This is a genomic window from Klebsiella sp. CN_Kp073, from assembly GCF_040065495.2.
GTDB lineage: Bacteria > Pseudomonadota > Gammaproteobacteria > Enterobacterales > Enterobacteriaceae > Klebsiella > Klebsiella aerogenes.
Genome location: NZ_CM198051.1, coordinates 586,293 through 612,989 on the forward strand (window position 1 = coordinate 586,293; position 26,697 = coordinate 612,989).

Genomic DNA, 26,697 nt, shown 5'->3' on the forward strand with positions numbered 1-26,697 from the left:
CCGGGCGCGGCTGACTATTTTACCGGCGTCGCTTCGAAAACCAGCGTTTGTAAGGGTTGTAGCGTAACAATAACCGCTTGCTGGTAATCAGCTGGGAAGGTCGTGTTACTACCGTAAACGCTTTTTAACGTAAACCGCGATGTCTCTCCCTGCGGTATCTCGAACGCTTTTGCGAGATCCAGGAAATACTGTTGCGGTTTATCTGATGGGTTACGTAGGCCTAATATCGCCTTATCTTTCTTCCATGAAGCCCAGCCGTAAACTTCCAGCGCGGTAGGATCGCCGCCGACCCAATGGGTATCCACCAGCACATCCGCATTTGCCCTCGACCATTTTGCCGCCTGCGCCAGGGTATCCCACTTCGCTTTGTTAAGCATCGATGGTGTGATGTATAGCTCCTGTAATTGCGTACCCGTCGCGAAATAGCTCCAGACCTGATCGGCGAAATCGCCATCGGTTTGCGGTTTTTCCAGCCCGTAATAGGCATTTTCAGCACTGACAATACCATGATACATCAGTGAGTTAAGCGGGAAGAGCGGTCCTTTACGCACAATTGAGCGATAAGTCTCGGCATCCCGATAGGTCATCCATTGCTGTACTGGCGTTCCAGGGCCATAAAGATTGATATCGTCTCCCTGGCGCCAGATAGCGTCAGCATAAAAGAGCCAGGAAGGACTGGCGTTGGTCCCGGTGGTTAAATTAATAAATTGATTAGGATTGGCGCTGCGCATGTTATGCAATAAAGCGATAGATGCATCAAAATCGGAAGCAAACTGACTACCCGCAATATGCGAATTTGCGTTGCCCATACCATCAAGCTTAAAAGAGGTAATATGCTCGTCTTTAATCAGCTTAATAATTTGTTGATTGAAGTTGTTGAAATAGTGCGGTCCGGATAGCGCGAATTTGCCATCGACCGTTTCAAAGCCATACTCTTTGGCGTGGGAGACGCGAATATCTCTGGGCTTGTTATAACCTCCCCAAGGGGAAAGCCACAGCCCTACAGAACTATGCATGCTGGCCGCTTTTTCTCGTACTTTGCTGAATCCCTGGCTGAAGGCGGGGCCAAAGAGCCATCTGCCGGTACGATCGTCCCAACCGTCATCCAGAAGAAAGGCATCTAATGTGACGCCGCGACCGGAAATAAACTCTTTATTCCATTCATCCATCCGGCTTAGCACATCCTGTTCGCTATAGGTGGTAAAGAAACCAATATCCATCCAGCTGTTATAGTGTAGATAGGGTTTATAGGGGCGTGGACGCACGGCATCAATAAAGATATTCACGCTGCGACGAAGTTGATTGGTTTCCGGAAAAGTGCCGAAGTAGGTCGTATAGCTGAGTGGTGCGGCGGGGTCGATGGCTGTTTTTAATTCTACATTCAGATTCGTGGTCGCCTCATATGCCCAGGTATTTACGATAGGTTTATCGGGCAATATAAAAAAGGTATCAGCCACAATCGGTGAACTATTGATTGCGCCATCGACATACGGTGCTTGCGATTGTTTTTTAGTCGGGAAAAAAGTTATTTTTGCCACGTCTCGCGATTGACCTACCGCCGCGATGGTGTAATCAATACTCGCGTAGTTTCCCTTTATCAGGTTCATCTTTACCGTGACGTTAAAATCGGGGCGGGTATAATCGATAATAATAGAGTCGCTATTTTTCTCGACATTCTTTACTTTAAAATCAGCGGTGTGGATGATGGTTTCATCTGGTAGCGTGAGAAAAAACAGTTCTTGCGGTGAAAGTTGATGGGCCGATTTTTCATCTTTTACCATTGTTGCTGAGTTCGCATCGTTAAATGAAAGCGCCATCGATGCGTTATTTAATGTGTATTCAGCGGCCGCCGCGCTTTGCGAAACCAGTAGGGCCAGTAACGAAACAGTGAGCACTTTTTTCATTAGAAAGATCCTTGCTGTCGTTATATCAGAGGTTAATAACGTTAGCCCTCTCGGGCTAACGTTTTGTCATTGTATGGTGTTCAAGCTTCTGCGGCCTGTAATAGTCGGTTAGCGGAACCGCACACGCTAATTTTACTTTTTACAACTTCTTTCATCGCATCCATGCCGACACGCATGTAATAACGTGGGTCGTTACCTTGCGGATTGTCAGCAAACCATTTTTTCACCGCGGCGGCGAAGGCGATTTTGAGTTCTGTGGCGACATTGACCTTGCAAATTCCCAACGTGATAGCACGACGGACGTAGTCATCCGGTACATCGCTTGCGCCATGCAGCACCAGAGGGATATCGACCACTTCCCTGATTTCCGCCAGCCGTTGGAAATCAATCTTAGGCGTTTTTTGATATAGCCCATGAGCGGTACCGATCGCCACGGCGAGACTGTCGATACCGGTCAATTCGACAAAGCGTTTAGCCTCTTGCGGGTCGGTGAGAAAGGCGCTTTCCGCGTCAACGTTAAGATCGTCCTCCATTCCGCCAAGCCGTCCCAATTCCGCCTCGACGCTACAATCCAGCGCGTGGCAAAAATCGACGACTGATTTCACCAGCTTCACATTCTCATCAAACGGAAAATGGCTGCCATCAATCATTGCGCTGCGGACCCCGGCATTGACCTTACGACGAATATCCGCCAGCGACTCATGATGGTCGAGATGTAGCGCAATTGGCATCGCGTAGGTGGCGGAGTAGGCGTGGCAGAGCGCGTAAATTTCCTCCAGCGCGATATGCTTAAAGGTTCCCGGCGTGCCGGCAAGGATCACCGGCGATCGCATTTCACTGCATGCTTCCAGGATCGCCTGGATCGTCTCGGCGTTATGAATGTTAAATGCAGGAACCGCATAACCTTTACTCTGGGCATCCTGCAGAAGATATTTGGTGGAAATAATGCTCATGGCGCGCTCCTTTTAAGCCTGCCAGGGATGAATAACGACACCTTGTACGACGCGGTTAACGGTACCGCTGGCGGAAGGCGTATCCGGGGTGTTGCCCACGGCGAGAGATTGGTTAAGCGCGAAAATCTGGGCGTACATCAGGAAGCTGAATGCCAGTTCGACATCGTTGAAGTGTCGTGATGGCGGGAGAATGATATGCGGGCCTGCTTCAATAACAGGATCGGAACCTGCGGCGATGGCTACTATCCGCATAGCCTGGCGATCGCGACGCAACTCAGCGAGAAGATCCAGATCGTACTGGCGGGTATAGTGATGGTTGGAGACAAACATCACCACCAGCGTTTCGTTATTCACCAGTGACTTAGGCCCGTGACGGAAGCCGGTAGGCGAGTCATAAAACGCGGCCAGCTTACCTGCCGTGAGCTCAAGCACTTTCAGGGCGGATTCGCGCGCGGCGCCCTGCAACCCGCCGCTACCGAGGTAAACGATCCGTTTCCACGCTCCGTTGCCGAAAACCCCAGCGTTAATATCGCTCAACGAGTTAAGAATCGTCTGGCAGCAGTCAGCGACATCGCTGAATGTCTGGCTATTAATGAGGTTGGGTGCGAACACTGCAAGGCAACTGGCCATCATCGTGGTAATACTACTGGTCATCGCAAAGCCGCGATCGTGGGTTTCTGGCGGCATCAACAGCGGCAGAGCATTGTCGCTATCCAGCGCGGTTTGATACAGGCTGCCTGCTTCGTTGCAGGTAATGGGTAGGTGATAACACTCTGTAACAAACTGGTTCGCTAGTTCCACTGCGGCCACGCTCTCCGGGCTATTGCCTGAACGGGCAAACGAAACCAGCAGTAGTGGATGTGCGGGATCCAGATAATCCATCGGGTTGGTTACAAGGTCGGTGGTTGGAACGGCGCTAAAGTTTTTACCACTATGGCGGGACAGCCAGGGCGCGATTATCTCGCCGATAAATGCAGAAGTGCCGGCGCCGGTCAGGACGATACGGAGATCGTTTTTTCGTAGCAACGGCGTGAGAAAACCATCAATCTCCGATCGCAAACAATCGATATTCTTTAAAGATTGTATCCAACTGCCTGGTTGCTGGCGGATCTCTTCTTCGGTCCAGGTACCAGTGGTTGATGGCGCGGGGGTATATCTTTCTGACATAACGCAATCCTTATGGTGATGATTTCCGCTTTCGGTGTGGGCTAATGCAGTTCTTTCGTTTCGTTTCACTTTGACTTGCTTTTAATGTATTAAAATTTACATGAAAGAAATCGAAAGCTCAATAATATGATTGACAATAAAACGAAAATAGCCGCGTTCTGGGATTATTTTTTACATAACAAATTGAAATAATATGGTTTTTATTTGAACCGATTGCGAATCCAAAAAGAAAGGAAAAGAAAGGTCTGCAGGCAGGCTGCAGACCTGAGGAGAGAAGTGGGCTTAAAGCGAAAACGTTTCACCGCGGATCCAGATATTTTCCAGTCGCAGTTCGTTATCTACTGCAATGATGTCGGCCATTTTTCCCGGTTGTAACGATCCTAATTGTCGATCCAGCCCTAATAGCCGCGCCGGGTGAAGAGAAGCCATATGAATAGCCTGTTCAGCCGTCATACCGGGTAATGAACTGACGGCACGCACGGCGGAATCGAGTGAAAGGGTACTTCCCGCCAGACTTCCATTTAGCGTACGGACGATACCATCACGCATTTCTACTGTTTCGCCACATAGGGTGTAATTGCCGTCAGGCATACCCGCCGCCTGCATCGCGTCGGTTATCAGTATGATGCGATCTCCGGCGCAACGGCAACATAGCTGCATTGCCGCGGGATGTACGTGATGGCCGTCGGCAATGAGTTCAAGCCAGGCGCGGTTATCGGTTAATCCTGCGCCGACCATTCCTGGTTCGCGATGATGCAATCCACTCATACCGTTGTAGCAATGTACCAGGCCATCCGCGCCGGCATCAAAGGCGGCACAGGTTTGTTGCCAGGTTGCCGCGCTATGGCCCAACATGACCCGCACGCCTTGCCGTTTAAGATGACGGATTGCCTGTAGCGCCCCCTCTTTTTCCGGGGCAAGGGCGACGACGCGTAGCGTCTCGCGAGAAACCGCAATCAACCGATCGAATTCGGCAAGATCCAGTTCCCTGAACCACTGTTCCGGATGGGCGCCTTTGTGCGGCGGCGTAAAGTAAGGGCCTTCAAGATAGCTGCCAAGAATTTGCGCCCCTGGACCGCCTGCGTGAACGCGCCGCGCAATACGTTCCAGCGCCGCATGGATTGCCGCTAACGGCGCGGTGACGGTGGTCGGCAACCAGCTGGCGACCCCCTCACGCGCTTTGTGTTTCGCCAGCAGATCTAACGTATCCGGCGCGTCATCCATGACATCTACGCCTGCGCCGCCGTGGACATGAATATCGATATAAGCAGGACACAGCAGCTCGGCATCGCGAGTGAGGACACCCGCGGGAATCGGCTCCAGCGCCACGATAACGTCATTTTCAATCCGTAGCTGATGGTCATCAAGCCATCCTTGCTCTGTGAGTAAGCGCCTGGCGCGCAGTATGCGGCTCATATGCCTTCCTCAACAGCATGATCTTCCCGACAGCGTCCCAGTTCGTCGACCAGACACGTTAACCCGCGGTGACCGCATTCCAGCGCCTGAAGACGAAATGCTTCGCTGGTTAATCCTTCGCGTTCCAGCACCATCTCCAACAATAGCTGCAGGTTAGTGCCGGTAATCACTTCCCGGCCGCGTTTTTGCATCGCCAGCGTGGAGGCGATGCGAAACGGCGTGCCGCCGAGTAAGTCAGTCAGAAAAACAATGTCTTCTTCACCGTCCAGTTCATTGACCGCCTGTTCCAGCTGTGCGGTTAGCAGGGCGGTGGTGGATGATTCAGGGAAATCTATCGCAATGAATTGCGACTGTTCGCCCAGAATCTGTTTCATTGCCTTTTCCATCCCGCTGGCAAACCCGCCATGGCCGGTCAAAATGATTCCTAACATCGAAAACCTCTTAGCGTTACAGGAAGTGACAGAATTTACCTACGATACCCAGCGCGACCGTGATGCCGATAAGACGGAGAGGGCTCCAGCCGCGGCGTACCAGCCAGTACATCGCCAGGGTATAAACCAGCGGTAAAAAGGCGGGCATCAGCTTATCGATGACATCGGTTTGCAGTTTAACCACGGCGTCGCCGGCAGTGATTTCAAGCGTGGTGCTTAGACGAACATAGGTCGCTACCAGCGCGCCAATCACCGTCATCCCGACGATGGAAGCGGCATGACCGACTTTTTTGGTATTGGCTTTGATGAGCGGGATCGCCGCTACCCCCATCCGGTAAGCGTAATGCGCCAGGCCGAAACGCAGGCCGAGATGGACCACATTAAACAGGACGATAAAAACGACGGCCCCGAGAATCGAACCCTGAAGCGCCAGGCTGGCGCCAATGCCGCCGCAAATCGGCAGTAACGTTAGCCAGAACATGGCATCGCCGATACCGCCGAGCGGCGCGCCAACGGCGATTTTGGTGTTCTGGATGCTGTTAACATCCTGCTTCGAGCGCTCCATCGCCAGGATGATGCCGATGACAAAGGTCACGAGGAAAGGATGAGTGTTAAAAAACCCCATATGTCCTTTCATCGCCCGCGCCAGATCGCGCGGATTGGTGTGGATTTTCTTCAATGCCGGCAGCAGTCCATATAACCAGCCGGAAGCTTGCATACGTTCATAGTTAAATGATGCCTGTAAAAGCATCGAGCGCCAGGCCACCCGGTTAATGTCTTTTCGCGTCAGGTCGGCCCCAATGCTTTGATCTTCATAAACGTTTTCGTTGACGCCTGTGAGTAACGTTGTTTCACTTTCTGCCACATTGGGCAGCGTATGTTGATTAGATGCCATCTTCGAATTCCTCTTTAGGCGCCGCAGATTGAGTCGGTTCGGGAGATTTACGTAGCAGGTCGATAAGCGCCATAGCCAGCGCGGCGGCGGCAATGGCTAGCACGGGGAGCTTGAGCCAGGCCGCAGCAACGAACCCGATGATGAAATAGGGGATGTAGACATTTTTCATCATGATTTTGAGCAGTACGGCAAAACCGATTGCTGGCATGATGCCGCCCGCGACGCCCAAACCATCGATCAAGCGCTCAGGGAGTACATCGATCGCGGTTTTGGCGTGCTCTGCGCCAAAGTAGATGGGCAGAAAGGCACAGAGAAAATAAAAAGCGCCTAACGCCAGCAACGCCAGGTAATTCACGCGCTCAATGCCGCGGGTATCGGCATTTGCCGCCATGCGATCGCAGCGCGACATAACACCGGACATTACCGAGAAAAGGAATGTTATCCCCATCTGAACCGCGACGGCGAAGGGAACCGCAACGCCGACGGCGACATCGGGTTTAACGCCGGTGGTAATGGCAAAGGTGGTACCGACGATGGTCCCAATAATCACGTTTGGAGGTTGCGCGCCGGCCAGCGGCGCCAGCCCCATCCACACCAGCTCCAGCGTGCCGCCGGTTAATATACCGGTATGAAGATCGCCGAGGATCAGACCCACCAGAGGGCCAAGCACCACCGGACGATGCATATGGGTTAATCCGTTGAACATATCCAGGCCGGCGATAAAGGCAAGGATACCCAATGCAATGGCTTGAAAAAGCGAAATTTCCATGGCGAGCCCCTTAGAGCAGTTTATAAAGATCCATTGCCGGTTCTGTCGGAACTCCTTGAATGAAGCACTCAACGCCGGCGGATTTCAGACCGTTAAAGGCAGCAATATCATTGCCGTCGACAGAGACGGTTTTGGCAATTTGTCGTTTCCCGTCGGCGTAGTGCATATTGCCGACGTTGATGCGCGATACCGGCACCCCGCCGGAAACCAGTGTCAGAAAATCGGCGGGCGATTTACATACCAGCAATATTTTTTGCCGATCGGCGGCGCGATGAATGTTGTCGATGACTTTCTGCAGCGACCAGAAGCGCACGGCAATTCCCTCTGCCAATACCATTTCCATTAAATTCTGTTGCACAGGGTCTTCAGCCACCTCGTCATTGGCAACCAGAACCAGATTCGCGCCTGCAAACCCGACCCACTGCACGCCAACCTGGCCGTGGATTAAGCGTTCATCAATACGACTTAAAACAATATTTGGCATCGCCGTTTCCTCTTCGTTGTTATCCGTTATGAGATGTCATGCCCTGACAGGCGTCATGGTATTGCTGCAATATGTCCTGGACGTGGCTAATGATGAGTTCATGCGGCGTAGCGCTGAGCGCCCCCTCGCGAACTTTTACATACTGTAAAGGCAGATACTGGCTAATGAGCGGAAGCGGAATGGCCTCATCGGCCAGATTGCGCACCAGATGCGCTAAAGCGGTGTCTATCTGGCTGTCCGGCCAGTAGTAGCGAACGCGATCGGAATAGCTGTAGCCGCGTGCTAACCGCTGCGCGTGGCCATCGCCGTGGTAGTGGCTTTGCCAGTATTCCGGGCGATCGAGCATGACGTTTTCCAGTACCTGGCGTAGCCCTGAACAGGCTTTTGCCGGCACGATTTCTTCTTCAATCGCTGCTAAAGCGAACAGCGCTTCACGTAACGCGAAAGTCAACGCCGGGCCGACTTTCAAAATCGCAAAATGATCGACCACCAGTTGGCGTAGCGCATGCGGCGTCTGATAATCCGTGGAATGCGCCTCGAAGAGCAGCGTGGCGTAATCCTCTACCATTGCGCTAAGAGGTTTTGAGTTTTTTGATTTATAATCAATAACTTGTGTGTGATCAAATTCAACGCCAGGCTGTACTACGAGTGCAATAATTCGCGGCCAGAGATCTTCAAGCCCTTGTCTGGCAAAGGCTCTTTTGTGTGCGTCGAGAGTCGCTCGTGCGGCATTGGGGGTCGTGACCTGCAATGTGTTTAACGTTTCATGCGCGCCGCCCGGAACCGGAACCTCAGTGCCTATCACGTAGACAAGATCGGAGTCGCCTCCCCGGGCAATGCAGCTTTCTTCCGCTATTTTCGCCAACCTTGCGGCGCGTTCAGCAACGATGTCATCGGTTAAGGGAATAGGATCGTCTTTACAGGACATGCTGCAATCGAGGTGGATTTTTTTAAATCCGGCGGTGACATAGCTTTTGATCAGGTCGTCGGCATGGGCCATGGCTTGTGCTGCCGGTAGATGTTGCCAGCGGTTTGGCCCCAGGTGATCGCCGCCGAGGATGAGATCGTCGCGGGGGAAACCCAGTGAATCGGCAAGATGATAGATAAAGCAGCAGAAATCGGCGGGGGTCATACCGGTATAACCGCCAAACTGATCAACCTGATTGGAAGTCGCTTCAACGAGCAGCGGCGTGTGGTTTGCCTGAGCAAACCGAATGGCGGATTGCAGCACCAGCGGATGCGCGGAGCACACCGCGTAGATCCCGTTAGCCTCACCCTGTTTGTGTCGCACCACCAATTGTGTAAGATGTTTCACTTTCCTCTCCGGGTCAGATGTTGACGATTTTAATCTTTCGTTTTGTTTCGCTTTATAGTGCTTCAGCGTGCTTTAAAAATAAAACGAAAGATAATAGTTTTCCGATCTGTTTCACAAAAGAAACATAATGAAAGCTTTCAGCGCGGTGAGAACCTCTGTTTCCTGACCCGATAGCGCTTGCATTCTGCTAAAAGAAAGGCGTTAATAGTCAAAACGAAATGAAACGAAAGATTCAACCAAGGATATAGTTATGAACAGCAGCGAGTCATCTGCCGAAAAGCGCATTTCCGGGACAAGTGAAAGGCGTGAGCAGATCATCCAGCGGTTGCGACAGCAGGGAAGCGTTCAGGTTAATGACCTGGCGGAGGCGTATGGTGTATCGACGGTCACAATACGCAACGATCTGGCGTTTCTGGAAAAGCAGGGTATTGCGGTGCGAGCTTATGGCGGCGCGCTGATTTGCGATAGCCATACACCTGGCATCGAACCGTCAGTGGAAGACAAAAGCGCGCTGAATACAGCCATCAAACGCCAAATCGCCAGCGCCGCCGTTGAAATGATAAAACCGGGGCACCGTATTATTCTCGACTCGGGCACGACTACCTGTGAAATCGCTCGTCAGCTAAGACAACATCAGGATGTCATCGCGATGACCAATGGAATAAATGTCGCCAACGCGTTGTTAGAAGCAGAAGGGGTGGAGTTACTGATGACGGGAGGGCATCTACGCCGCCAGTCGCAGTCTTTTTATGGCGATCAGGCTGAGCAATCCCTGCAGAATTACCACTTTGATATGCTTTTTCTGGGGGTGGATGCGATGGATCTGGAGCGCGGGATCAGCACCCATAATGAGGACGAAGCCCGCCTGAACCGTAAAATGTGCGAGGTCGCAGAGCGCATTATCGTTGTGACGGATTCCAGTAAATTCAATCGCTCCAGTTTGCATAAGATTATCGATACGCAGCGTATTGATACCATTATTGTCGATGATGCGATCCCGCAAGAGAGTCTCGAGGAGCTACGTAAGGGTGGGATTGAAGTTATCCTGGTCAAATCATAACTCTCTTCCCAGCCGGGATATTCTGTATAACCCGGCTGGTGATACGCGCTCTGTTCGGGATCACGTCACCGGCGCCGGGTTAAACACCGCCAGCTGGTTATGCAGACCCCATTGATCGGAGAAGGTTTTCTTACGCCCGCTGGCGACGTCCAGAATGAACTCAAACAGCTTCTGCCCGACTTCCTCAATCGTCTCTTCGCCGGTCGCGATGGTACCGGCATTGATATCCATTAAGTCGTACCAGCGGTTGGCAAGCTCGGTACGGGTCGCCATTTTAATCACCGGCACCGCCATCAGGCCGTAAGGGGTGCCGCGCCCGGTGGTGAACACCTGAACGGTAATGCCGGAAGCCACCTGTTGAGTGCCGCAGACAAAATCGCTGGCCGGCGTCGCGGCATAGATAAGCCCGCGTTTCGTCGGGCGCTGACCCGGTGAAAGGACTTCGACGATGGCGCTTTTGCCAGATTTGGCAATCGAACCCAGCGCTTTTTCCACCACGTTCGCCAGACCGCCTTTCTTATTACCCGGCGACGGATTGGCGCTGCGGTCGGTTTTTCCCAGCTCCAGATAGTTATCGTACCAGGCCATCTCTTCCAGCAGTCGTTTACCAACTTCTTCGTTGATGGCGCGCGGGGTTAACAGATGGATAGCATCGCGCACTTCGGTGACTTCCGAGAACATCACCGTCGCGCCGCAGCGCACCAGCAGGTCGGACGCATAGCCCACCGCCGGGTTGGCGGTCACGCCGGAGAAGGCGTCACTGCCGCCGCACTGCATACCGACCACTAATTCCGAAGCCGGGCAGGTCTCACGTTGGCGGGCGTTCAGCTTCGCCAGGTGGCGCTCGGCAACCTGCAGGATATCATCGACCATCGATTTAAAACCGACATGCTGTTCATCCTGCAAACGCACTACGCTTGCGCTATCGACGGCGATCGGCTGCACGTCTTCGGTGCCCTGCAGCAGACGTTCCGGCTGCAGCTTTTCACAGCCAAGGCCAATCACCATTACCTCGCCGCCAAAGTTAGGGTTCAGCGCGATATTGTGGATGGTGCGAATCGGCACGATGGCCGCCGGGGCGTTAATCGCCACGCCGCAGCCGTAGAGGTGGTTTAATCCCACTACGCCGTCGACGTTGGGATATTTTGGCAGCAGGTCGCGTTCAATGATCTTGACCACATAATCCACCACGCCGGCGACGCAGTGCACACTGGTGCTGATCCCCAGCAAATTTTTGGTGCCCACGCTGCCATCGGCATTGCGATAGCCTTCAAAGGTGTATCCTTCCAGCGGAGGCAGCGGTGTGGGGACTTTAGTCGCCAGCGGTAAGGTATTGAGAGGCGGCGCGGTTGGCAGTTCGACCAGCGACTCATCAATCCAGCTTCCCTTTGGTATATCGCGAACGGCGAAGCCAATCACTTCGCCGTAGCGGATGATTTCACCATGGGCAGGGATATCGACAAGGGCGACTTTATGGCCTTGCGGGATATGTTCAACGAGGGTCAGGCCATCCGGAAAACGCGTTCCGGCGGTTAAACCGCGATCGTTAACAATAATCGCCACATTATCGGTAGGGTGTACTTTTATATAAAACGCCGTCGGTGACTGTTGTCGAATTTCAATGTCAGCCATTGTCCAGTGATCTCCAAACCGGTGCTAATAATAAAATAAATCGTTAATTAAATTACTGCTTAACAAAATGATGAAATAAAGAATGTCAGGAGTTATAGCGTTAGGTTGTGATCTACGTCACTCCTTGCCGCGACGACCGTTGCACATAGATGGGTAATCCTGAGAAGTGTGGATTAGCGCCCACGTTCTCTGGCATTTGCATAACGAAAATGATTATTGAGGCGTTTATATTGTGATTGTGCATAGTGTCTGGCAACGGTGGGATGATTATACTGAGCCATGTTTTGCGGTGTTCGATATGCGAATAAATAGCTCGCTTAAAAAATAATAAAGGACATTCGGTGTCAGAAAAATATCTAAATGATCCTGGATAAGAGAAAATAGGTAGCGGTTCGCTTTTTAATTCTGCTGTTTATATTTGTGATTGACGATATTAAACGGATTGAATGACAGCAGTAAGCAACGATTAACCCAAGGTAAAAATCATGGATAACGCAATTTTCCCGAACAAATTCAAAGCCGCGTTGGCGGCCCACCAGGTACAAATCGGCTGCTGGTGCGCCCTGGCGAATCCGATTAGCACCGAGGTATTAGGGCTTGCTGGTTTCGATTGGCTGGTGCTCGACGCGGAGCATGCGCCCAATGATGTGACCACGCTTATCCCGCAATTAATGGCGCTAAAGGGCAGCCACAGCGCGCCGGTCGTGCGCGTGCCGACCAACGAACCGATTATCATCAAGCGTATGCTGGACATCGGTTTCTACAACTTCCTGGTGCCGTTTGTCGAAACCGCTGAACAGGCGACTCAGGCGGTGGCATCAACCCGCTATCCGCCGCAAGGGATCCGCGGGGTCTCCGTTTCTCATCGCGGCAATATGTTCGGCACCGTAGCGGACTACTTCACTCAGTCTAATAACAACATCGCCATTCTGGTGCAGATTGAGAGTCAAACCGGAGTGGACAACGTCGACGCGATCGCTGCGACCGATGGCGTTGATGGCCTGTTCGTCGGTCCGAGCGATCTTGCCGCGGCGTTGGGCCATCTGGGCAATGCCGCCCATCCAGAGGTTCAGCGTGCTATCCAGCATATTTTCTCCAGCGCGAAGAAACACGGTAAGCCGAGCGGCATTCTTGCACCGGTAGAAGCCGATGCGCGTCGCTATCTGGAGTGGGGCGCGACCTTCGTCGCCGTCGGTAGCGATTTAGGCGTCTTCCGTTCAGCAACCCAGAAACTTGCTGATTCTTTTAAAAAATAATCACCAGGATTAAGAGAGAAGATTATGACTATCAAAGTGGGTTTTATTGGTCTTGGCATCATGGGCAAGCCGATGAGCAAAAATTTGCTGAAGGCGGGTTATTCGCTGGTGGTATCCGACCGTAACCCTGAAGCCATTGCTGATGTGATTGCCGCGGGTGCAGAAACCGCGAGCACAGCGAAAGCCATTGCTGAGCAGTGCGATGTAATTATCACCATGCTGCCAAACTCTCCGCACGTAAAAGACGTTGCGTTGGGGGAAAACGGCATTATCGAAGGTGCGAAACCGGGCACCGTGGTGATCGATATGAGCTCTATCGCGCCGCTGGCGAGCCGTGAAATTAGCGAAGCGCTGAAGGCCAAAGGCATCGATATGCTGGATGCGCCGGTAAGCGGCGGCGAACCTAAAGCGATCGACGGTACCCTGTCGGTGATGGTTGGCGGTGACAAGGCGATTTTCGATAAATACTACGACCTGATGAAAGCGATGGCGGGATCCGTGGTTCATACCGGCGATATTGGCGCAGGTAACGTCACCAAATTGGCCAACCAGGTGATTGTGGCTCTGAACATCGCGGCCATGTCGGAGGCGTTAACCCTGGCCACCAAAGCCGGCGTTAACCCGGACCTGGTGTATCAGGCGATTCGCGGCGGCCTGGCGGGCAGCACCGTGCTTGATGCTAAAGCGCCGATGGTTATGGATCGCAACTTCAAGCCGGGTTTCCGCATCGATCTGCATATCAAAGATCTGGCCAATGCGCTGGATACATCTCACGGCGTCGGCGCCCAGCTACCGCTGACGGCGGCGGTAATGGAGATGATGCAGGCGCTGCGCGCGGATGGTCTGGGTACCGCGGACCATAGCGCTCTGGCGTGTTACTACGAAAAACTGGCGAAAGTGGAAGTGACTCGCTAACAAGATGGGCGTGTGCCTGCGCCCTGTTATGTTTACTTTTCGCAGCGCCGTCAGGCTACATCACCATGAACATTTTTTCGTCCCTGGCTCTGATAAACAAAGCCTTTCTGCCGGTGAGGGAAGGGTGAAAGTCATGATTGCCGCGACGCTTGCGAGCGGAATGCGCTGTGCGGGGTGACAAAGGCGCGCGAACCCTCTATACTTCGCGCCGAAGCTGACCAGACAGTCGCCGCTTCGTCGTCGTCCTCTTAGGGGGAGACGGGCGGAGGGGAGGAAAGTCCGGGCTCCATAGGGCAAGGTGCCAGGTAACGCCTGGGGGGTGTCACAGCCCACGACCAGTGCAACAGAGAGCAAACCGCCGATGGCCCGCGCAAGCGGGATCAGGTAAGGGTGAAAGGGTGCGGTAAGAGCGCACCGCGCGGCTGGTAACAGTCCGCGGCATGGTAAACTCCACCCGGAGCAAGGCCAAATAGGGGTTCATAAGGTACGGCCCGTACTGAACCCGGGTAGGCTGCTTGAGCCAGTGAGCGATTGCTGGCCTAGATGAATGACTGTCCACGACAGAACCCGGCTTATCGGTCAGTTTCACCTCTTCAATGTAAAAACCCCGCTCCGGCGGGGTTTTTGCTATCTGGAGGTTGGAACAAAGATGAATGACTGTCCACGACGCTATACCAGAAAGAAAGCGGCTTATCGGTCAGTTTCACCTCTTTAACGTAAAAAACCCGCTCCGGCGGGGTTTATGCTATCCGGAAGATGGAACAAAGATGAATGACTGTCCACGATGCTATACCAGAAAGAAAGCGGCTTATCGGTCAGTTTCACTTCTTTAATGTAAAAACCCCGCTCCGGCGGGGTTTTTGCTATCCGGAAGGTGGAACAAAGATGAATGACTGTCCACTACGCTATACCAGAAAGAAAGCGGCTTATCGGTCAGTTTCACCTCTTTAATGTAAAAACCCCGCTCCGGCGGGGTTTTTGCTATCCGGAGGGTGGAACAAAGATGAATGACTGTCCATTTTTAAACAGCTTTCTGGCTGCATTGCAGGCCGCGCGCATTGATACTGTCACGCTTCGAAATTGTATCTTCTATCCATTAATCTCAATCCCTCATTTGCAGCGGTCTTCATTCAGCTTAATGGATAGCAGGTTTTACGTGTTATCCTGACAGGAGCGGTTGTCGTGAAAAATGTAGTTTTATTCCCCCAAATTAAAGCGGCGCTCGCCTGGCTTGTCGGCCATGGCGATACAATTATGCAGTTTGCGTGGAATATCGCGGCAGCGCTGATCATTTTGTTTGTTGGTAAGCTGATTTCGAAACTACTCGGCAAAACTCTCGAGAAAATTCTGCTGCGACGCAACGTAGATGCGACAATCGTCCACTTCTTCGCCGCGTTGGTGCGCTATATCACCATGGCTTTTGCGATTATCGCCGCGTTAGGCCGGGTAGGGATTGAAACCTCATCCATTATCGCCGTCCTTGGCGCGGCAGGTCTGGCCATTGGCCTGGCGCTGCAGGGCTCGCTGTCAAATTTTGCCGCAGGCGTATTGCTGGTGACGTTACGTCCCTTCCGTGCGGGTAACTTTGTGCAGGTGGGGGCGGTAGCCGGGCTGGTACAATCGGTACATGTTTTTTCTACGACGTTGCTGACTGTAGATAATAAAGAAGTCATTATCCCGAACGGTAAAATTATAGCCGATAGCATCGTTAACTATTCCCGCCATCCCTATCGCCGCATCGATCTCACGCTTGGGGTAGCATGTCATAGCCAGATATCGCACGTTAAACAGGTGATCCAGACGCTCATCGATGATGAAAAGCGCATCGATCACTCTCGCGGTACCACGGTTCGCCTGATCGAGTTGGCTCCCGGCTCGCTTAATTTTACCATTCGCGTATGGGTGAAAAATGCGGAGTATTGGGATACCTATTTTGATTTTCTGGAAAATATCAAAAATGCGCTCGATGAAAATAACATTATGCTGGCCGCGCCGCGCATGGATATTAATTTAACATCACCGGATTTAGTGCGAATTTAATAGATATAATGAATTTTATGTTTTATGCGATTGGTTTGGTGAATATATTGCCTGGATATTTACACTGGTGAACATGCTTTTTTACACATCGTCATTATTGTTCAGGGAATAATAGGGCGTCTTATCACTACGTACTTATTCAGGATAACAAAATGAACAAACTTTCTCGGATGGTATTAATGACGGCTGCAGCCGCAGGATTCTCCATGGCGGCACAGGCCGCTGAGGTTGCCGCCGCGCCGGCGCCGGCTCAGGATCCTATCGTTCAGCATTTAAAATTGAGCCAGGATCAGGTCGCTAAAATTAAGAGCCTGCATCAGGAAATGGAAAAGAACGTCCAACAGGTTTCGCAGAAAGATATTAAAGATGGCGTGTTATTTGACGTGATCGATTCCGGGAAATGGAATGAAAAAGCGGTGAAAGATCAGCTTGCGGCTTTCAGCAAGGTTGAGCAGCAGGTGCGCTATTATCGTGTGAAGTACTATTTCGGTGTTAATCAGGTACTGACGCCGGAACAGCGTACTCAGGTGAAAAAAGATCTCTCTCAGGCGCTGAGCGAGTAATAAAGTCGGCCCCGTTATGGGGCCGATTTCTTCAGGCGGCGTTATCTTCGTCCTGCAACCGCGTTTGCGCATCTTCCACGATGGCTTCCAGTTCACTCAGCATCTCTTCATAGCCAAAGCCGATTGGGCTCATGGCTTCCGGAGTAACTGGCAGGTCTAACGGTTTCGCTTTTTTGCTCTTCTTCTTGCTCACTCACAAACTCCCGGCTTCCTTGTTACACCGGTAAATCTATCAGCAAAGCGCGCAGCGGCGTATCGGCGACGAGGGTAATGTTAGCTTCGTCACGAATAAAAGCGCCATCACCGCAGGTTAATGCCTGTTTCTCTTCCTTTTTTGCCACGGCATGTACCGTACCGTGAATCGACTGCAGATAGGCGCGCGGCCCGTGCAGTTGAACGTTGATCTTTTCGCCCTTTGCCAGCTGCAGATGATGGATCCACACCTGCTGGCGCAGCTGTAAGCTGTCGCCGCTGCCGTCCGGAGAGGCTAATAGCTGAATCGGCGAATCGCCAACCGTCATTTTCTGTACCAGCGGGTTTTCGCGCTCAGGGCAGGCATCCAGCCACAGCTGCATGCGCGTCAATGACTGCTCTTTACTGAGATTATGCTCGCTGTAGCTGACCCCCGGTTGAGTGGAGAGCAGCAGAGCTTCGCCAGCCTTTGCCTGTACGTGGTTGCCGTCGCTATCGCGGTATTCCGCTTCACCTTCCAGAATCAGATTCAGGATATCGACCTTTGGGTAGGTACGCGGCTGAAATGACGCGCCTGGCGCCAGCACTTCTTGATTGAGTACGCGCAGCGAGGCGTAACCCAGCAATTTAGGGTCGAAGTAGTGGCCAAAGGAAAAGGTGTAGCGGGCCTGCAGCCAGCCGAAGTCTGCTTGACCGCATTGTTTGGCTGTTCGGGTTGTAATCATTTTCTTGACCTCTCTTTACACTAAATCAATGGTAAAGGTATGGACGCTGTATTGTTAGCCAGATATTCTGCCCGGTATGTTCAAAATTCCTGAATGAGAGCGAAATGGCGAAAGAGAGAGCATTAACGCTGGAAGCGTTACGCGTAATGGATGCGATAGACCGACGCGGGAGCTTTGCCGCTGCGGCTGACGAGCTGGGTCGCGTGCCTTCGGCCCTAAGCTACACCATGCAAAAACTGGAAGAAGAACTGGATGTGGTGCTGTTTGACCGTTCCGGCCATCGCACAAAATTTACGAACGTTGGCCGCATGCTGCTGGAACGCGGGCGCGTGCTGCTGGAAGCGGCGGACAAGCTGACCACCGACGCCGAAGCGCTGTCGCGCGGCTGGGAAACTCACCTGACCATTGTTACCGAAGCCTTGGTTCCGACCACCGATCTGTTTCCGCTGATTGAGAAGCTGGCGACCAAATCTAATACCCAGCTGTCGATTATTACCGAAGTGCTGGCCGGCGCCTGGGAAAGGCTGGAGCAGGGGCGTGCTGATATTGTCGTCGCGCCGGATATGCATTTTCGTTCATCGTCAGAAATTAACTCGCGTAAGCTCTATTCGGTGTTAAGCGTTTACGTTGCCGCGCCGGATCACCCGATTCATCAGGAGCCAGAACCGCTTTCCGAGGTGACTCGAGTGAAATATCGCGGCGTCGCGGTGGCGGATACCGCACGAGAGCGTCCGGTACTGACGGTGCAACTGCTGGATAAGCAGCCGCGCCTAACTGTCAGCACTATTGAAGATAAACGCCAGGCGCTGCTGGCGGGACTTGGCGTGGCGACCATGCCGTATCCGTTGGTTGAGAAAGATATTGCTGAAGGGCGCCTGCGGGTTGTGAGTCCTGAATACACCAACGAAATTGATATTATTATGGCCTGGCGCCGCGACAGCATGGGCGAAGCCAAATCCTGGTGTCTTCGGGAGATCCCGAAACTGTTTGCCGGCAGATAACGGGAAGATGCGCTCCTCGGCCCGAGGAGCGCGTAAATCAGTAGGAGTAGGGTTTTGGATTTGGCCCAAAGCGATTATTGCCGGGCGTGCCGTTCTGGCAATTGAAAATCAAAATCACCAGCCAGCCGATGACCGGGATCAGCAGCAGCAGTAGCCACCACGCCGAGCGATCGGTGTCATGCAGGCGACGAAACTGCACCGCCCACCAGGGTAAAAAAACCAGCACGCCGTAAATGGTCGTCAGGATGCCTTCACCCCCTGCACGTTGCCAGCCGAGCATCTTATCGATGATGCTGAGCACTGCGGTGAGAATGATGTTGACCAGAATAAACATCCAGTACTCTTTGCGCCGGGCGCGACCGCCAAAGCCAATATAGTTTCGTAATACTTTTAGATACCAGTCCATTTTCTCACGCCTTAGTTAATCATTAATCACTTGTTTTCAAAGCGATCAAAATAATCATAGGCATGAATATCAAACTGGTAAATATCCGTAATCTGAATAAAAGGCGCCCGTAGGCGCCTTATCGATCAGCGGGAAAAGCGATCCCGCCCGTGCGGCTCGTTGAGATCCTGCTGCGGACCAACGGAGATGATCCCCGTCGGGTTGATGGTTTTGTGGCTGCGATAATAGTGATTGCGGATATGCGGGAAATTCACCGTTTCCGCAATCCCCGGCATCTGGTAGATATCGCGCAGGAAACCGTACAGGTTGAGATAGTCGCTGATGCGGCGCTTATCGCATTTAAAGTGGGTGACATACACCGGGTCAAAACGAACCAGCGTTGTCCACAGGCGGATATCCGCTTCCGTTAACTGGTTTCCGGTCAGATAGCGGTGCTGACCGAGGATCTGCTCAAGACGTTCGAGCGAGGTAAACAGCGCGTCGACGGCTTCATCATAGGCCTGCTGGCTGGTGGCGAAACCGGCTTTATACACCCCGTTGTTAACGTTGTCGTAGATCCAGCTATTCAGATCGTCGATTTTGTCCCGCAACGCCGGCGGATAATAGTCGCCTGCGCGCGCGCCCAGGCCATCAAACGCGGTATTGAACATGCGGATAATTTCAGCCGACTCATTGCTGACGATGGTCTGTTGTTTTTTATCCCACAGCACCGGAACGGTCACCCGGCCGGTGTAATGCGGATCGGCCTGCAGATAAAGTTGATAGAGGAACTGATGATGATAGAGCTGGTCGCCGGTAGCATCCGGGAAATCGGCGGCGAAGGTCCAGCCGTTTTCCAGCATCAGCGGATGAACAACCGAGACGGATATAAAGGGCTCTAATCCTTTCAGCTTGCGCAAAATCAGGGTGCGATGCGCCCACGGGCAGGCCAGTGAAACGTACAGGTGATAGCGGTCTTTCTCTGCGGCGAAGCCGCCTTCGCCCGCGGGACCCGGCGCGCCATCGGCGGTGAGCCAGTTGCGGAAGGCTGAAACGGAACGCTTGAACCGTCCTCCGGTGGATTTGGTGTCATACCAGGTATCTTGCCAGACGCCGTCGACTAATTGTCCCATTACTTCCTCCTTCAGATAGCAAAAGCGAGGAGATAGCCCCTCGCTTTTTTAGATTTTTACTTAGTATAGTGCGCTTACCACTTTTTATTCAGCACGCGGTCGATGCTGAATGCGCCCGGACCCGTCACGGCCAGCAGCAGATAACCACCAGCGATGGTCAGGTTTTTCATGAACATCAGCGAGTTCACGCCTTCAGCAAAGTTGCTGTGGAACAGGAACGCGGTCAGCAGGGTGAAGCCTGCGGTGAACAGCGCGGTAGTGCGAGTCAGGAAACCGAACAGAATCGCCAGACCGCCGCCAAACTCAAGCAGAATAGTCAGCGGCAGCAGCGCTCCCGGAACACCCATCGCTTCCATATACTGCTGCGTACCTGCATACCCGGTGATTTTTCCCCAACCAGCGGTAATGAACAGAATCGGCATCAGAATACGCGCTACCAGAACACCAACATCTTCTAATTTTTTCATTTCTTACTCCAGAAAACCCAAAGGGCGGCGATTTCGTTTTTTAGTGCAATCCTGCGTGGTTACGCGGGCTTGCTGTCGATGGAGAGGATATTAGCGAGCTTGAGAGGGGATTGTTAGCAAGGAAAACTGTAGTTCTTTTTCAAACTTTCTGAGCAATTGGTGCGATCGGCGAAAATATTTTCCGAGGCGCCTCGCAGCGTGCGTGGCTATTGATTGTTTTATCACCAGAGGCATCTTATCCTTGCCCGTTCCGGCCATTTGACCAGCCCTGGCAGATTTTTTCGTCAACTGGCGCAGGGAATGCCTGAACATAAGGAGCAACTGATGACATTAGCAGAATGGTTTGAAGAGCGGGGGCGCACAAAGGGAAGAAAACAGGGGCGTGAAGAAGGTAGAGAAGAAGGCGAACGTCAGGCGACGCGTAAAATAGCCCTCGCGATGCTTCATAACGGCGTTGATAGCGCGCTGGTCAGTAAAACCACCGGTAAGCGAGCAAGAGCTCAGCGCGCTGGCGCACTGAGCGCGTAATTAACGCGATGCTGACTGGCGCAGGATCCCTTTGACCATCCGCCAGGTGCTCCAGATGCCGAGGCCGCGTTTGCCCCAGCGGATTAAAAAGCGCGGATGGCGCACCGACCAGATAGCCATTACCCCGCTGCCGACCATCGCCCATGAACGCAGATGTTTCAGCGTTTGCCAGCCGCGATCGATAGGTGAGGTGGCTTCCAGCCAGTGACGATGGCTGGCGGCCAAATCCAGCCGCTGTTGCTGGATTTGGCGTAGCAGCAGCGCTTTTCGCTGGTCGCGTTCCTGTTGGCCGCTCATCGACGATCGTCCTCAAGCAGCGCGCGATCGTTCGCCAGCTCGTCGCGGGTATGGCGTAAAAACGTTGAACGGCGAGCTTTCCTGAGGGTCCAGATTCCCCCTATCAGCGAGGCGAGCAGCAGGACGCTGGTGGTCGCGATCATCACATGCAGGCGGTACTGTGGATCGACGGCCCAGATGATCAGCACCAGCAAGCTCATCAGCCCAAAAGCGGCGAATAACAGCGTTAGCCCGAGCATCAGCAACAGCTGGAAGAGGTTCGCTTTCTCCTCTTCCAGCTCCACGACGACCAGGCGCAAGCGCGTTTCCACCATTTCGACCAGCAGCGTGATAATCCGCTGGCCGATGCCGAATACGCTCTGTCCCGGGCCCTGCGTGTGTTGAGAGTTTGCCATAATTAACGGCGCGACAGCAGTACGCCGACAACCAGCCCGACGGCTGCGCCAATGCCCACTCCGGTCCATGGATTTTCGCGAACGTACTCATCGGCGCGAGCGGCGGTTTCACGCGTCTGCTTGACGATGGCATCGCTGGTGTCGCTGAGACGCACACGGCTGTCTTTCAGTACGCTTTCCGCTTTGCTACGCAGTTTGCCGAGCTCTTCTTTCGATTTGTCGGTGGAGGAGTTCAGAACTTCTTCCAGCGTGTCAGCCAGATTTTTCAGCTCAGCGCGTAGATCTTCTGCAACGTTATCTTTAGCCATCTTGTTCTCCTGTAGCGTTTACCAATTAATAATCGCGTGACTCAAGCGCTTTCAGTTCCTGCTGCGCTTCATCCAGTTTACGTTCCCGTTTGCTAATTTTGTCCGCATCGCCTTTCTGCTTCGCCTCGCTCAGATCGCGCTGACGTTCGGCAACTTCGGCCTTCTGTTTGGCGATTTTCTGCTGATGTTCAGCCCTGACCTTGCTGTCGCTGCAGTTAGCGCGAACTTCCTGCAGCGCTTTGTTCAGGCCGTCAATGCGATGCTGATTATGGTGTTTTTCGGCATAGCTGATCTCCCGTTGGATACTTTGTTCTTTTTCCTGACAAGGAGAGGCTGCGAAGGCGCTGGCGCTAAGTGAGGTCAGAGCCAGTAATAGTGCGATGCGGTAATTCATGGATTCTACCTTCCATTGTGTGAGGGTATATCGACGATACACCCAATCCAGTCAACAATACGAGCCAGGCGGTTCCCGCAGTTTTAATAATAGACACGAAAGCGGGACTTCACCAAACCGTGCGAAAAGATTCGGAATTTTTGACGCGTTATCCAAAACGGCGCGGAGCATCGCGCAGGCGGGATAACCAGGCGGTGGCCGAATTTTCTTCATCCACCAGAGCAATAATATAACCGTGAGGCAGAGCTCGGCCCAATACTTCTTTTGCCGCGGCGCCCTGAGCGTTGGAGTCGAATTTGATCAGCAGGCCGTCTTTTTGCGGCGTGATGCTCTTAAAACGGATGCCGTTGGCGTCAAGATGATGCCAGACGGAAAAACCGTCCGGCATGGCGACGCCCTGGCTGACGGGACGGATGGCCAGAGTGGATTCATGCTGACTGACGGTCAGCCACAGCCAGACGACGGCGCAGAGCAGCAGTGAGCCGCCCAGCATCCACCGCATCTGGCGCCAGGAAGGACGTTTGATGACCATGCTTAGCTCCGACTACTGTGTTTTTTCTTCCACAGTACAACCAGGGAGCCGATCAGACCAAAGACCAGCAGCGCAACCGGTAGCAGCATCAGACATGACATCAGCTGATCTTCATACTTCAGGAACACCGGTGTTTTACCCAGCAGATAGCCGAGAGAGGTAAGAATCAGCACCCACAGCAGGCCGCTCATCCAGTTAAAGAACTGGAAACGCGCGTTATTCAGACCGGAGATACCGGCAATTGTTGGCAGCAGCGTACGCACGAAGGCGATAAAGCGGCCAATCAGCAGCGCTGACAACCCGTGCTTGTGGAACAGGTGATGAGCTCGCTGGTGATAATGCGAGGGTAAATGCGAGAGCCAGTTTTGCACGATCCGCGTATTGCCCAGCCATCGGCCCTGGATATAGCTTACCCAGCAACCAAGGCTCGCCGCCGCCGTCAGCAGCAGTAAGGTTTCCGGGAAGCCCATCGCCCCTTTGGCGATCAACACCCCAACCAGCACCAGCAGGCTGTCGCCTGGTAAAAACGCCGCTGGCAGCAAACCATTCTCAAGGAACAAAATCATAAATAAGACAAAATAGAGCATGCCAATCATGGAGGGATTAGCCAGCGTTTCGTAATCCTGGGCCCATAAGGCATTCAGTAATTGGGTTAGTAGTTCCATTCACGATTCCTGGTACATCGGTTAACGGTACGTCTGAACGCGGTGTATTCATTAGCCATCGGGTATAGCGACTAAATTATTATGAGAGTATGGCCGCTGTTAATACGTTCTGATCGAGTCCTTGATTAAACAGTAAGTAAACACTTACCTGCAGAACGGTAAAATGCATCTAATTGTAACAAACTAGCTGACTTCACGTCATAGAAATTGCAGTTTGTTGCTGATTGATTTTGCGGGTTGCAGGGGCGAGTAGCGAGAGGATTTACACAGGCTGACACTATATATGCTTTGCTTACCCTGTCGGGTCTGCGGGCAGAAAAAGAGGTTCTGCCCGTGAAAGGGATAATACGTTATTTTGCCCCGTTCGCCGCAGTATCGAGATGAACCACCGGATTTTCGGCAAACAGATAGCGATCGGCATTGAATTCAAAGTCATCGCTGGTTTCGTTAAACAGCATCAGCTTGGTATTTTCCAGATGCTGCCACATTGCCAGCTTCGCCGCGTGAGGGTCTTTACGAATGAGCGCTTTGAGGATTTGGTCATGATCGTCGCACCAGTTGTCGACGGTGCGCAGGTCGATATGATCGTGTAGTTTTTTCCAGTACGGGTTATGTACACGCTGGGTCCACATCTTCTCTACGATGGCGGCAAGCGCGGTGTTCTGGGTGGCCAGCGCGACCTGGACATGGAACTGCAGGTCCCATTCGGAATCGCGGAAGCACTTCTCGTTGCGGGCTTTCTCCTGAATTTCCATTAGCTTCATGATGTCCTGTTTGGTCACCTGAGTCGCGGCGAATTCAGCGATATTGCTCTCAATTAACTGACGGGCCTGGAGTAATTCAAACGGACCATAGTTGGCGAACTCCAGCGATTCATCCACCACCTGTTGGTATTTCGGGTGGTTGGAAATAACGTGGATGCCGGAGCCTTTGCGGACTTCAACATAGCCTTCGACTTCCAGCATGATGATGGCTTCGCGAACCACGGTGCGGCTGACGCTTTTTTCATCGGCGATAAAGCGCTCTGCGGGCAGCTTATCCCCTACAAGGTAGACGCCTTGTTCGATACGCGTCTTTAGCTCAGCGGCAAGCTGCTGATAGAGACGGCGCGGTTCACTGATTTCCATATTCGCTCCCGGAAGATGGCGACAATATTCGATTTGTTATACCACTTTTACGCGCTTTCCACCACTGGAAGGCATAAAAAAAGCCGCCTCAAAAAGGCGGCTTAGTCGGTGCAAAATCATCTGGCAGTCTAGCTTTGCGTCACCGGTTTCGTGGTATTGAGCGGCGTCGAGTCATCGTCGGCCGATTTGTTTTTCAGTACCGTCCAGATAACCAGCGCGCCGAGTAAGTCGAAGACCGCCAGCACCGCGAACAGCGGGCTGAAACCGATGGTATCCGCCAGCGCGCCGACGACCAGCGCGAACATGGTGCTGGCCAGCCACGCCGCCATCCCGGTCAGGCCGTTGGCGGTGGCCACTTCGTTACGACCAAAGACGTCGGAAGAGAGAGTGATCAGCGCGCCGGACAAGGCCTGGTGAGCAAAACCGCCGACGCACAGCAGCGCAATCGCCACATACGGACTGGTGAACAGGCCAATCATGCCAGGACCAATCATCAGCAGGGCGCCCATCGTCACGACCATTTTACGTGAGACGATAAGATTCACGCCAAACCAGCGCTGGAACAGCGGCGGCAGGTAGCCGCCGACGATGCAGCCGAGGTCGGCGAACAGCATCGGCATCCAGGCGAACATAGCGATCTCTTTCAGGTTAAAGCCGTAAACTTTAAACATGAACAGCGGGATCCAGGCGTTGAAGGTACCCCAGGCTGGTTCTGCGAGGAAGCGCGGCAGCGCAATACCCCAGAACTGACGGTTACGCAGGATCTGCCACGGCGACATTTTCTTCGCGTTATTGGTCTGATGCTGAGATTCCTGGCCGCCGATGATGTAGTCACGTTCTTCATCGGTGAGTTTTTTCTGATCGCGCGGGTGTTTGTAGAAAATCAGCCAGGCCATCGCCCAGGCGAAGCTCAGAACCCCGGAAATAATAAATGCCATCTGCCAGCTATGCATGACAATCGCCCATACCACCAGCGGCGGAGCAATCATCGCGCCGATAGAAGAGCCGACGTTGAAGTAGCCGACAGCGATGGAACGCTCTTTCGCCGGGAACCATTCGGAGCTGGCTTTCAGACCGGCAGGGATCATCGCCGCTTCCGCTGCGCCGACCGCGCCGCGGGCCAGCGCCAGGCCGCCCCAGCTACCTGCCAGCGCCGTTGAACCGCAGAACACCGCCCAGGCGATAGCAAAGAAGGCGTAGCCAATTTTGGTGCCGAGCACATCAAGCACATAGCCGGCAACCGGCTGCATAACGGTATATGCAGCGGAGTAGGCGGCGATGATATAAGAATATTGTTGGGTTGAAATGTGCAACTCTTCCATCAGCGTCGGCGCAGCCGCCGCTACGGTGTTACGAGTCAGGTAACCCAGCACGGTGCCCAGCGTCACCAGTGCGATCATATACCAACGTAACCCTTTAATTTTACGCATGTAAAACCTCATCGTTGTTGTCTCTCCGCAGCGTCTGCGGCCATCTTTCATCCCGCCAGGGGAGGAGGATGGGGAAACGGAGGGTTCAGGACGTGAACTGAACCTTGCCATCAGTGGTTAAAGTGAAACCGGCATCCCTACCGTTTAATCCGATGTCATTCACATCGGTAATGCATTCCGTCGGTTTATATGTTGCGACGGCAGAAAGATAACTTGTCATACAACTTTAAAAGTTGAGTACTGTCACAAAAGTGGGAAAGTTTGTAGGGACATTAATCGCGTCAATTAAAGCCAGGGCTGGCGCGGCTTGCAGCGATG

Annotated in this window: 29 protein-coding genes, 1 other RNA gene and 1 pseudogene; 8 read left to right on the forward strand and 23 right to left on the reverse strand. The window is 53.0% G+C overall.

The features are described 5' to 3' along the window. Positions 1–14: 14 nt before the first annotated feature. The 9 genes from ABLV66_RS02925 to kbaZ all read right to left on the reverse strand — a co-directional run bounded on the left by ABLV66_RS02925 (position 15) and on the right by kbaZ (position 9,334). Positions 15–1,904, reverse strand: coding sequence for an alpha-galactosidase (locus ABLV66_RS02925; RefSeq protein WP_047077794.1), 1,890 nt, complete (start codon positions 1,902–1,904; stop codon positions 15–17). An 80-nt stretch (positions 1,905–1,984) separates the two neighbouring features. Then, entirely contained in the window at positions 1,985–2,857 is an 873-nt protein-coding gene (gene kbaY / locus ABLV66_RS02930; RefSeq protein ID WP_045394923.1) for a tagatose-bisphosphate aldolase subunit KbaY, read from the reverse strand. A 12-nt stretch (positions 2,858–2,869) separates the two neighbouring features. Beyond that, positions 2,870–4,024, reverse strand: coding sequence for an SIS domain-containing protein (locus ABLV66_RS02935; RefSeq protein WP_315711591.1), 1,155 nt, complete (start codon positions 4,022–4,024; stop codon positions 2,870–2,872). A gap of 282 nt (positions 4,025–4,306) precedes the next feature. Beyond that, positions 4,307–5,440, reverse strand: a complete 1,134-nt coding sequence (nagA, locus tag ABLV66_RS02940) for an N-acetylglucosamine-6-phosphate deacetylase (protein ID WP_045394921.1) — start codon at positions 5,438–5,440, stop codon at positions 4,307–4,309. Beyond that, positions 5,437–5,871, reverse strand: coding sequence for a PTS galactosamine/N-acetylgalactosamine transporter subunit IIA (agaF, locus tag ABLV66_RS02945; RefSeq protein ID WP_045394920.1), 435 nt, complete (start codon positions 5,869–5,871; stop codon positions 5,437–5,439). The genes nagA and agaF overlap by 4 nt, the downstream gene beginning before the upstream one ends. Before the next feature lie 16 nt (positions 5,872–5,887). Continuing rightward, the gene (gene agaE, locus ABLV66_RS02950; RefSeq protein ID WP_045394919.1) at positions 5,888–6,766 is read right to left on the reverse strand and encodes a PTS N-acetylgalactosamine transporter subunit IID; all 879 of its coding nucleotides are present in this window, start codon (positions 6,764–6,766) and stop codon (positions 5,888–5,890) included. Further along, positions 6,756–7,535 carry a PTS N-acetylgalactosamine transporter subunit IIC gene (gene agaW / locus ABLV66_RS02955; protein ID WP_045394918.1) on the reverse strand — a complete coding sequence of 260 codons (780 nt, stop codon included), beginning with the start codon at positions 7,533–7,535 and terminating at the stop codon, positions 6,756–6,758. Before agaW ends, agaE begins: the two co-directional genes overlap by 11 nt. A gap of 10 nt (positions 7,536–7,545) precedes the next feature. Beyond that, entirely contained in the window at positions 7,546–8,019 is a 474-nt protein-coding gene (gene agaV / locus ABLV66_RS02960; RefSeq protein WP_015369555.1) for a PTS N-acetylgalactosamine transporter subunit IIB, read from the reverse strand. A gap of 19 nt (positions 8,020–8,038) precedes the next feature. Beyond that, the gene (gene kbaZ / locus ABLV66_RS02965) at positions 8,039–9,334 is read right to left on the reverse strand and encodes a tagatose-bisphosphate aldolase subunit KbaZ (RefSeq protein ID WP_348876252.1); all 1,296 of its coding nucleotides are present in this window, start codon (positions 9,332–9,334) and stop codon (positions 8,039–8,041) included. A gap of 250 nt (positions 9,335–9,584) precedes the next feature. Here kbaZ and ABLV66_RS02970 point away from each other — a divergent pair, with 250 nt between their 5' ends. Next, entirely contained in the window at positions 9,585–10,394 is an 810-nt protein-coding gene (locus ABLV66_RS02970; protein WP_348876251.1) for a DeoR family transcriptional regulator, read from the forward strand. A gap of 60 nt (positions 10,395–10,454) precedes the next feature. Here the strand turns inward: ABLV66_RS02970 and garD are convergent, their stop codons facing one another. Then, the gene (garD, locus tag ABLV66_RS02975) at positions 10,455–12,026 is read right to left on the reverse strand and encodes a galactarate dehydratase (protein WP_047044783.1); all 1,572 of its coding nucleotides are present in this window, start codon (positions 12,024–12,026) and stop codon (positions 10,455–10,457) included. A gap of 485 nt (positions 12,027–12,511) precedes the next feature. Here garD and garL point away from each other — a divergent pair. The 5 genes and pseudogenes from garL to ABLV66_RS03000 all read left to right on the forward strand — a co-directional run bounded on the left by garL (position 12,512) and on the right by ABLV66_RS03000 (position 16,800). After that, positions 12,512–13,407 (forward strand): annotated as a pseudogene (gene garL, locus ABLV66_RS02980) (2-dehydro-3-deoxyglucarate aldolase). Then, positions 13,307–14,197 (forward strand): 2-hydroxy-3-oxopropionate reductase, encoded by an 891-nt coding sequence (garR, locus tag ABLV66_RS02985; protein ID WP_045394913.1) that lies wholly within the window; start codon positions 13,307–13,309, stop codon positions 14,195–14,197. The pseudogene garL and the gene garR overlap by 101 nt, the downstream one beginning before the upstream one ends. Before the next feature lie 210 nt (positions 14,198–14,407). Then, an RNA gene (gene rnpB, locus ABLV66_RS02990) (RNase P RNA component class A) lies at positions 14,408–14,788 on the forward strand. A gap of 591 nt (positions 14,789–15,379) precedes the next feature. Further along, entirely contained in the window at positions 15,380–16,237 is an 858-nt protein-coding gene (locus ABLV66_RS02995) for a mechanosensitive ion channel domain-containing protein (RefSeq protein ID WP_047044790.1), read from the forward strand. Between the two features lie 152 nt (positions 16,238–16,389). Then, on the forward strand, positions 16,390–16,800 hold the full coding sequence (locus ABLV66_RS03000; protein WP_045394911.1) for a Spy/CpxP family protein refolding chaperone: 411 nt from the start codon (positions 16,390–16,392) through the stop codon (positions 16,798–16,800). Between the two features lie 31 nt (positions 16,801–16,831). On the opposite strand, the gene ABLV66_RS03005 is transcribed toward ABLV66_RS03000, so the two are convergent. Together ABLV66_RS03005 and ABLV66_RS03010 are read right to left on the reverse strand one after the other, a co-directional pair. Beyond that, entirely contained in the window at positions 16,832–16,993 is a 162-nt protein-coding gene (locus tag ABLV66_RS03005) for a protein YhaL (RefSeq protein ID WP_072251530.1), read from the reverse strand. A gap of 22 nt (positions 16,994–17,015) precedes the next feature. Next, the gene (locus ABLV66_RS03010; protein ID WP_348876250.1) at positions 17,016–17,717 is read right to left on the reverse strand and encodes a pirin family protein; all 702 of its coding nucleotides are present in this window, start codon (positions 17,715–17,717) and stop codon (positions 17,016–17,018) included. A gap of 104 nt (positions 17,718–17,821) precedes the next feature. On the opposite strand from ABLV66_RS03010, the gene ABLV66_RS03015 reads away from it, so the two are divergent. Further along, positions 17,822–18,718 (forward strand): LysR family transcriptional regulator, encoded by an 897-nt coding sequence (locus tag ABLV66_RS03015; RefSeq protein ID WP_045377888.1) that lies wholly within the window; start codon positions 17,822–17,824, stop codon positions 18,716–18,718. Positions 18,719–18,755: 37 nt separating this feature from the next. Here ABLV66_RS03015 and ABLV66_RS03020 read toward each other — a convergent pair whose 3' ends face one another. The 3 genes from ABLV66_RS03020 to ABLV66_RS03030 form a co-directional block, all read right to left on the reverse strand. Continuing rightward, entirely contained in the window at positions 18,756–19,124 is a 369-nt protein-coding gene (locus ABLV66_RS03020; protein WP_015369567.1) for a DUF805 domain-containing protein, read from the reverse strand. A 125-nt stretch (positions 19,125–19,249) separates the two neighbouring features. Further along, positions 19,250–20,236, reverse strand: a complete 987-nt coding sequence (locus tag ABLV66_RS03025; protein WP_045394910.1) for a glutathione S-transferase family protein — start codon at positions 20,234–20,236, stop codon at positions 19,250–19,252. A 74-nt stretch (positions 20,237–20,310) separates the two neighbouring features. After that, entirely contained in the window at positions 20,311–20,703 is a 393-nt protein-coding gene (locus ABLV66_RS03030; RefSeq protein ID WP_015703571.1) for a DoxX family protein, read from the reverse strand. Positions 20,704–21,027: 324 nt separating this feature from the next. Here ABLV66_RS03030 and ABLV66_RS03035 point away from each other — a divergent pair, with 324 nt between their 5' ends. After that, positions 21,028–21,231 carry an Rpn/YhgA-type helix-turn-helix domain-containing protein gene (locus ABLV66_RS03035; protein ID WP_047044794.1) on the forward strand — a complete coding sequence of 68 codons (204 nt, stop codon included), beginning with the start codon at positions 21,028–21,030 and terminating at the stop codon, positions 21,229–21,231. On the opposite strand, the gene ABLV66_RS03040 is transcribed toward ABLV66_RS03035, so the two are convergent. The 8 genes from ABLV66_RS03040 to ABLV66_RS03075 form a co-directional block, all read right to left on the reverse strand. After that, on the reverse strand, positions 21,232–21,528 hold the full coding sequence (locus ABLV66_RS03040) for a YqjK-like family protein (protein ID WP_015703570.1): 297 nt from the start codon (positions 21,526–21,528) through the stop codon (positions 21,232–21,234). Continuing rightward, a complete protein-coding gene (locus tag ABLV66_RS03045; RefSeq protein ID WP_015369572.1) occupies positions 21,525–21,923 on the reverse strand; it encodes a phage holin family protein in 399 nt (132 codons plus the stop codon). Before ABLV66_RS03045 ends, ABLV66_RS03040 begins: the two co-directional genes overlap by 4 nt. A 2-nt stretch (positions 21,924–21,925) precedes the next feature. Then, positions 21,926–22,231 carry an ElaB/YgaM/YqjD family protein gene (locus ABLV66_RS03050; RefSeq protein ID WP_015369573.1) on the reverse strand — a complete coding sequence of 102 codons (306 nt, stop codon included), beginning with the start codon at positions 22,229–22,231 and terminating at the stop codon, positions 21,926–21,928. Positions 22,232–22,256: 25 nt separating this feature from the next. Then, the gene (locus ABLV66_RS03055) at positions 22,257–22,625 is read right to left on the reverse strand and encodes a DUF1090 domain-containing protein (protein ID WP_047044796.1); all 369 of its coding nucleotides are present in this window, start codon (positions 22,623–22,625) and stop codon (positions 22,257–22,259) included. 148 nt (positions 22,626–22,773) lie between these two features. Then, positions 22,774–23,151 carry an EnvZ/OmpR regulon moderator MzrA gene (mzrA, locus tag ABLV66_RS03060; protein ID WP_162184075.1) on the reverse strand — a complete coding sequence of 126 codons (378 nt, stop codon included), beginning with the start codon at positions 23,149–23,151 and terminating at the stop codon, positions 22,774–22,776. 8 nt (positions 23,152–23,159) lie between these two features. Next, positions 23,160–23,822: a DedA family general envelope maintenance protein YqjA gene (gene yqjA, locus ABLV66_RS03065; protein WP_015369576.1), complete on the reverse strand. Its 663-nt coding sequence runs from the start codon at positions 23,820–23,822 to the stop codon at positions 23,160–23,162. Between the two features lie 350 nt (positions 23,823–24,172). Next, entirely contained in the window at positions 24,173–24,949 is a 777-nt protein-coding gene (gene exuR, locus ABLV66_RS03070; RefSeq protein ID WP_015369577.1) for a transcriptional regulator ExuR, read from the reverse strand. Positions 24,950–25,077: 128 nt separating this feature from the next. Beyond that, positions 25,078–26,379: an MFS transporter gene (locus ABLV66_RS03075; protein WP_045394906.1), complete on the reverse strand. Its 1,302-nt coding sequence runs from the start codon at positions 26,377–26,379 to the stop codon at positions 25,078–25,080. Between the last annotated feature and the right edge of the window lie 318 nt (positions 26,380–26,697).

Bases quoted from the DNA above. Each gene is read 5' to 3' on its own strand.
- ABLV66_RS02925 (WP_047077794.1), bottom strand. From the start codon at position 1,904: ATGAAAAAAGTGCTCACTGTTTCGTTACTGGCCCTACTGGTTTCGCAA.
- kbaY (WP_045394923.1), bottom strand. From the start codon at position 2,857: ATGAGCATTATTTCCACCAAATATCTTCTGCAGGATGCCCAGAGTAAA.
- ABLV66_RS02935 (WP_315711591.1), bottom strand. From the start codon at position 4,024: ATGTCAGAAAGATATACCCCCGCGCCATCAACCACTGGTACCTGGACC.
- nagA (WP_045394921.1), bottom strand. From the start codon at position 5,440: ATGAGCCGCATACTGCGCGCCAGGCGCTTACTCACAGAGCAAGGATGG.
- agaF (WP_045394920.1), bottom strand. From the start codon at position 5,871: ATGTTAGGAATCATTTTGACCGGCCATGGCGGGTTTGCCAGCGGGATG.
- agaE (WP_045394919.1), bottom strand. From the start codon at position 6,766: ATGGCATCTAATCAACATACGCTGCCCAATGTGGCAGAAAGTGAAACA.
- agaW (WP_045394918.1), bottom strand. From the start codon at position 7,535: ATGGAAATTTCGCTTTTTCAAGCCATTGCATTGGGTATCCTTGCCTTT.
- agaV (WP_015369555.1), bottom strand. From the start codon at position 8,019: ATGCCAAATATTGTTTTAAGTCGTATTGATGAACGCTTAATCCACGGC.
- ABLV66_RS02970 (WP_348876251.1), top strand. From the start codon at position 9,585: ATGAACAGCAGCGAGTCATCTGCCGAAAAGCGCATTTCCGGGACAAGT.
- garD (WP_047044783.1), bottom strand. From the start codon at position 12,026: ATGGCTGACATTGAAATTCGACAACAGTCACCGACGGCGTTTTATATA.
- garR (WP_045394913.1), top strand. From the start codon at position 13,307: ATGACTATCAAAGTGGGTTTTATTGGTCTTGGCATCATGGGCAAGCCG.
- ABLV66_RS03000 (WP_045394911.1), top strand. From the start codon at position 16,390: ATGAACAAACTTTCTCGGATGGTATTAATGACGGCTGCAGCCGCAGGA.
- ABLV66_RS03010 (WP_348876250.1), bottom strand. From the start codon at position 17,717: ATGATTACAACCCGAACAGCCAAACAATGCGGTCAAGCAGACTTCGGC.
- ABLV66_RS03015 (WP_045377888.1), top strand. From the start codon at position 17,822: ATGGCGAAAGAGAGAGCATTAACGCTGGAAGCGTTACGCGTAATGGAT.
- ABLV66_RS03020 (WP_015369567.1), bottom strand. From the start codon at position 19,124: ATGGACTGGTATCTAAAAGTATTACGAAACTATATTGGCTTTGGCGGT.
- ABLV66_RS03025 (WP_045394910.1), bottom strand. From the start codon at position 20,236: ATGGGACAATTAGTCGACGGCGTCTGGCAAGATACCTGGTATGACACC.
- ABLV66_RS03030 (WP_015703571.1), bottom strand. From the start codon at position 20,703: ATGAAAAAATTAGAAGATGTTGGTGTTCTGGTAGCGCGTATTCTGATG.
- ABLV66_RS03035 (WP_047044794.1), top strand. From the start codon at position 21,028: ATGACATTAGCAGAATGGTTTGAAGAGCGGGGGCGCACAAAGGGAAGA.
- ABLV66_RS03040 (WP_015703570.1), bottom strand. From the start codon at position 21,528: ATGAGCGGCCAACAGGAACGCGACCAGCGAAAAGCGCTGCTGCTACGC.
- ABLV66_RS03045 (WP_015369572.1), bottom strand. From the start codon at position 21,923: ATGGCAAACTCTCAACACACGCAGGGCCCGGGACAGAGCGTATTCGGC.
- ABLV66_RS03050 (WP_015369573.1), bottom strand. From the start codon at position 22,231: ATGGCTAAAGATAACGTTGCAGAAGATCTACGCGCTGAGCTGAAAAAT.
- ABLV66_RS03055 (WP_047044796.1), bottom strand. From the start codon at position 22,625: ATGAATTACCGCATCGCACTATTACTGGCTCTGACCTCACTTAGCGCC.
- yqjA (WP_015369576.1), bottom strand. From the start codon at position 23,822: ATGGAACTACTAACCCAATTACTGAATGCCTTATGGGCCCAGGATTAC.
- exuR (WP_015369577.1), bottom strand. From the start codon at position 24,949: ATGGAAATCAGTGAACCGCGCCGTCTCTATCAGCAGCTTGCCGCTGAG.
- ABLV66_RS03075 (WP_045394906.1), bottom strand. From the start codon at position 26,379: ATGCGTAAAATTAAAGGGTTACGTTGGTATATGATCGCACTGGTGACG.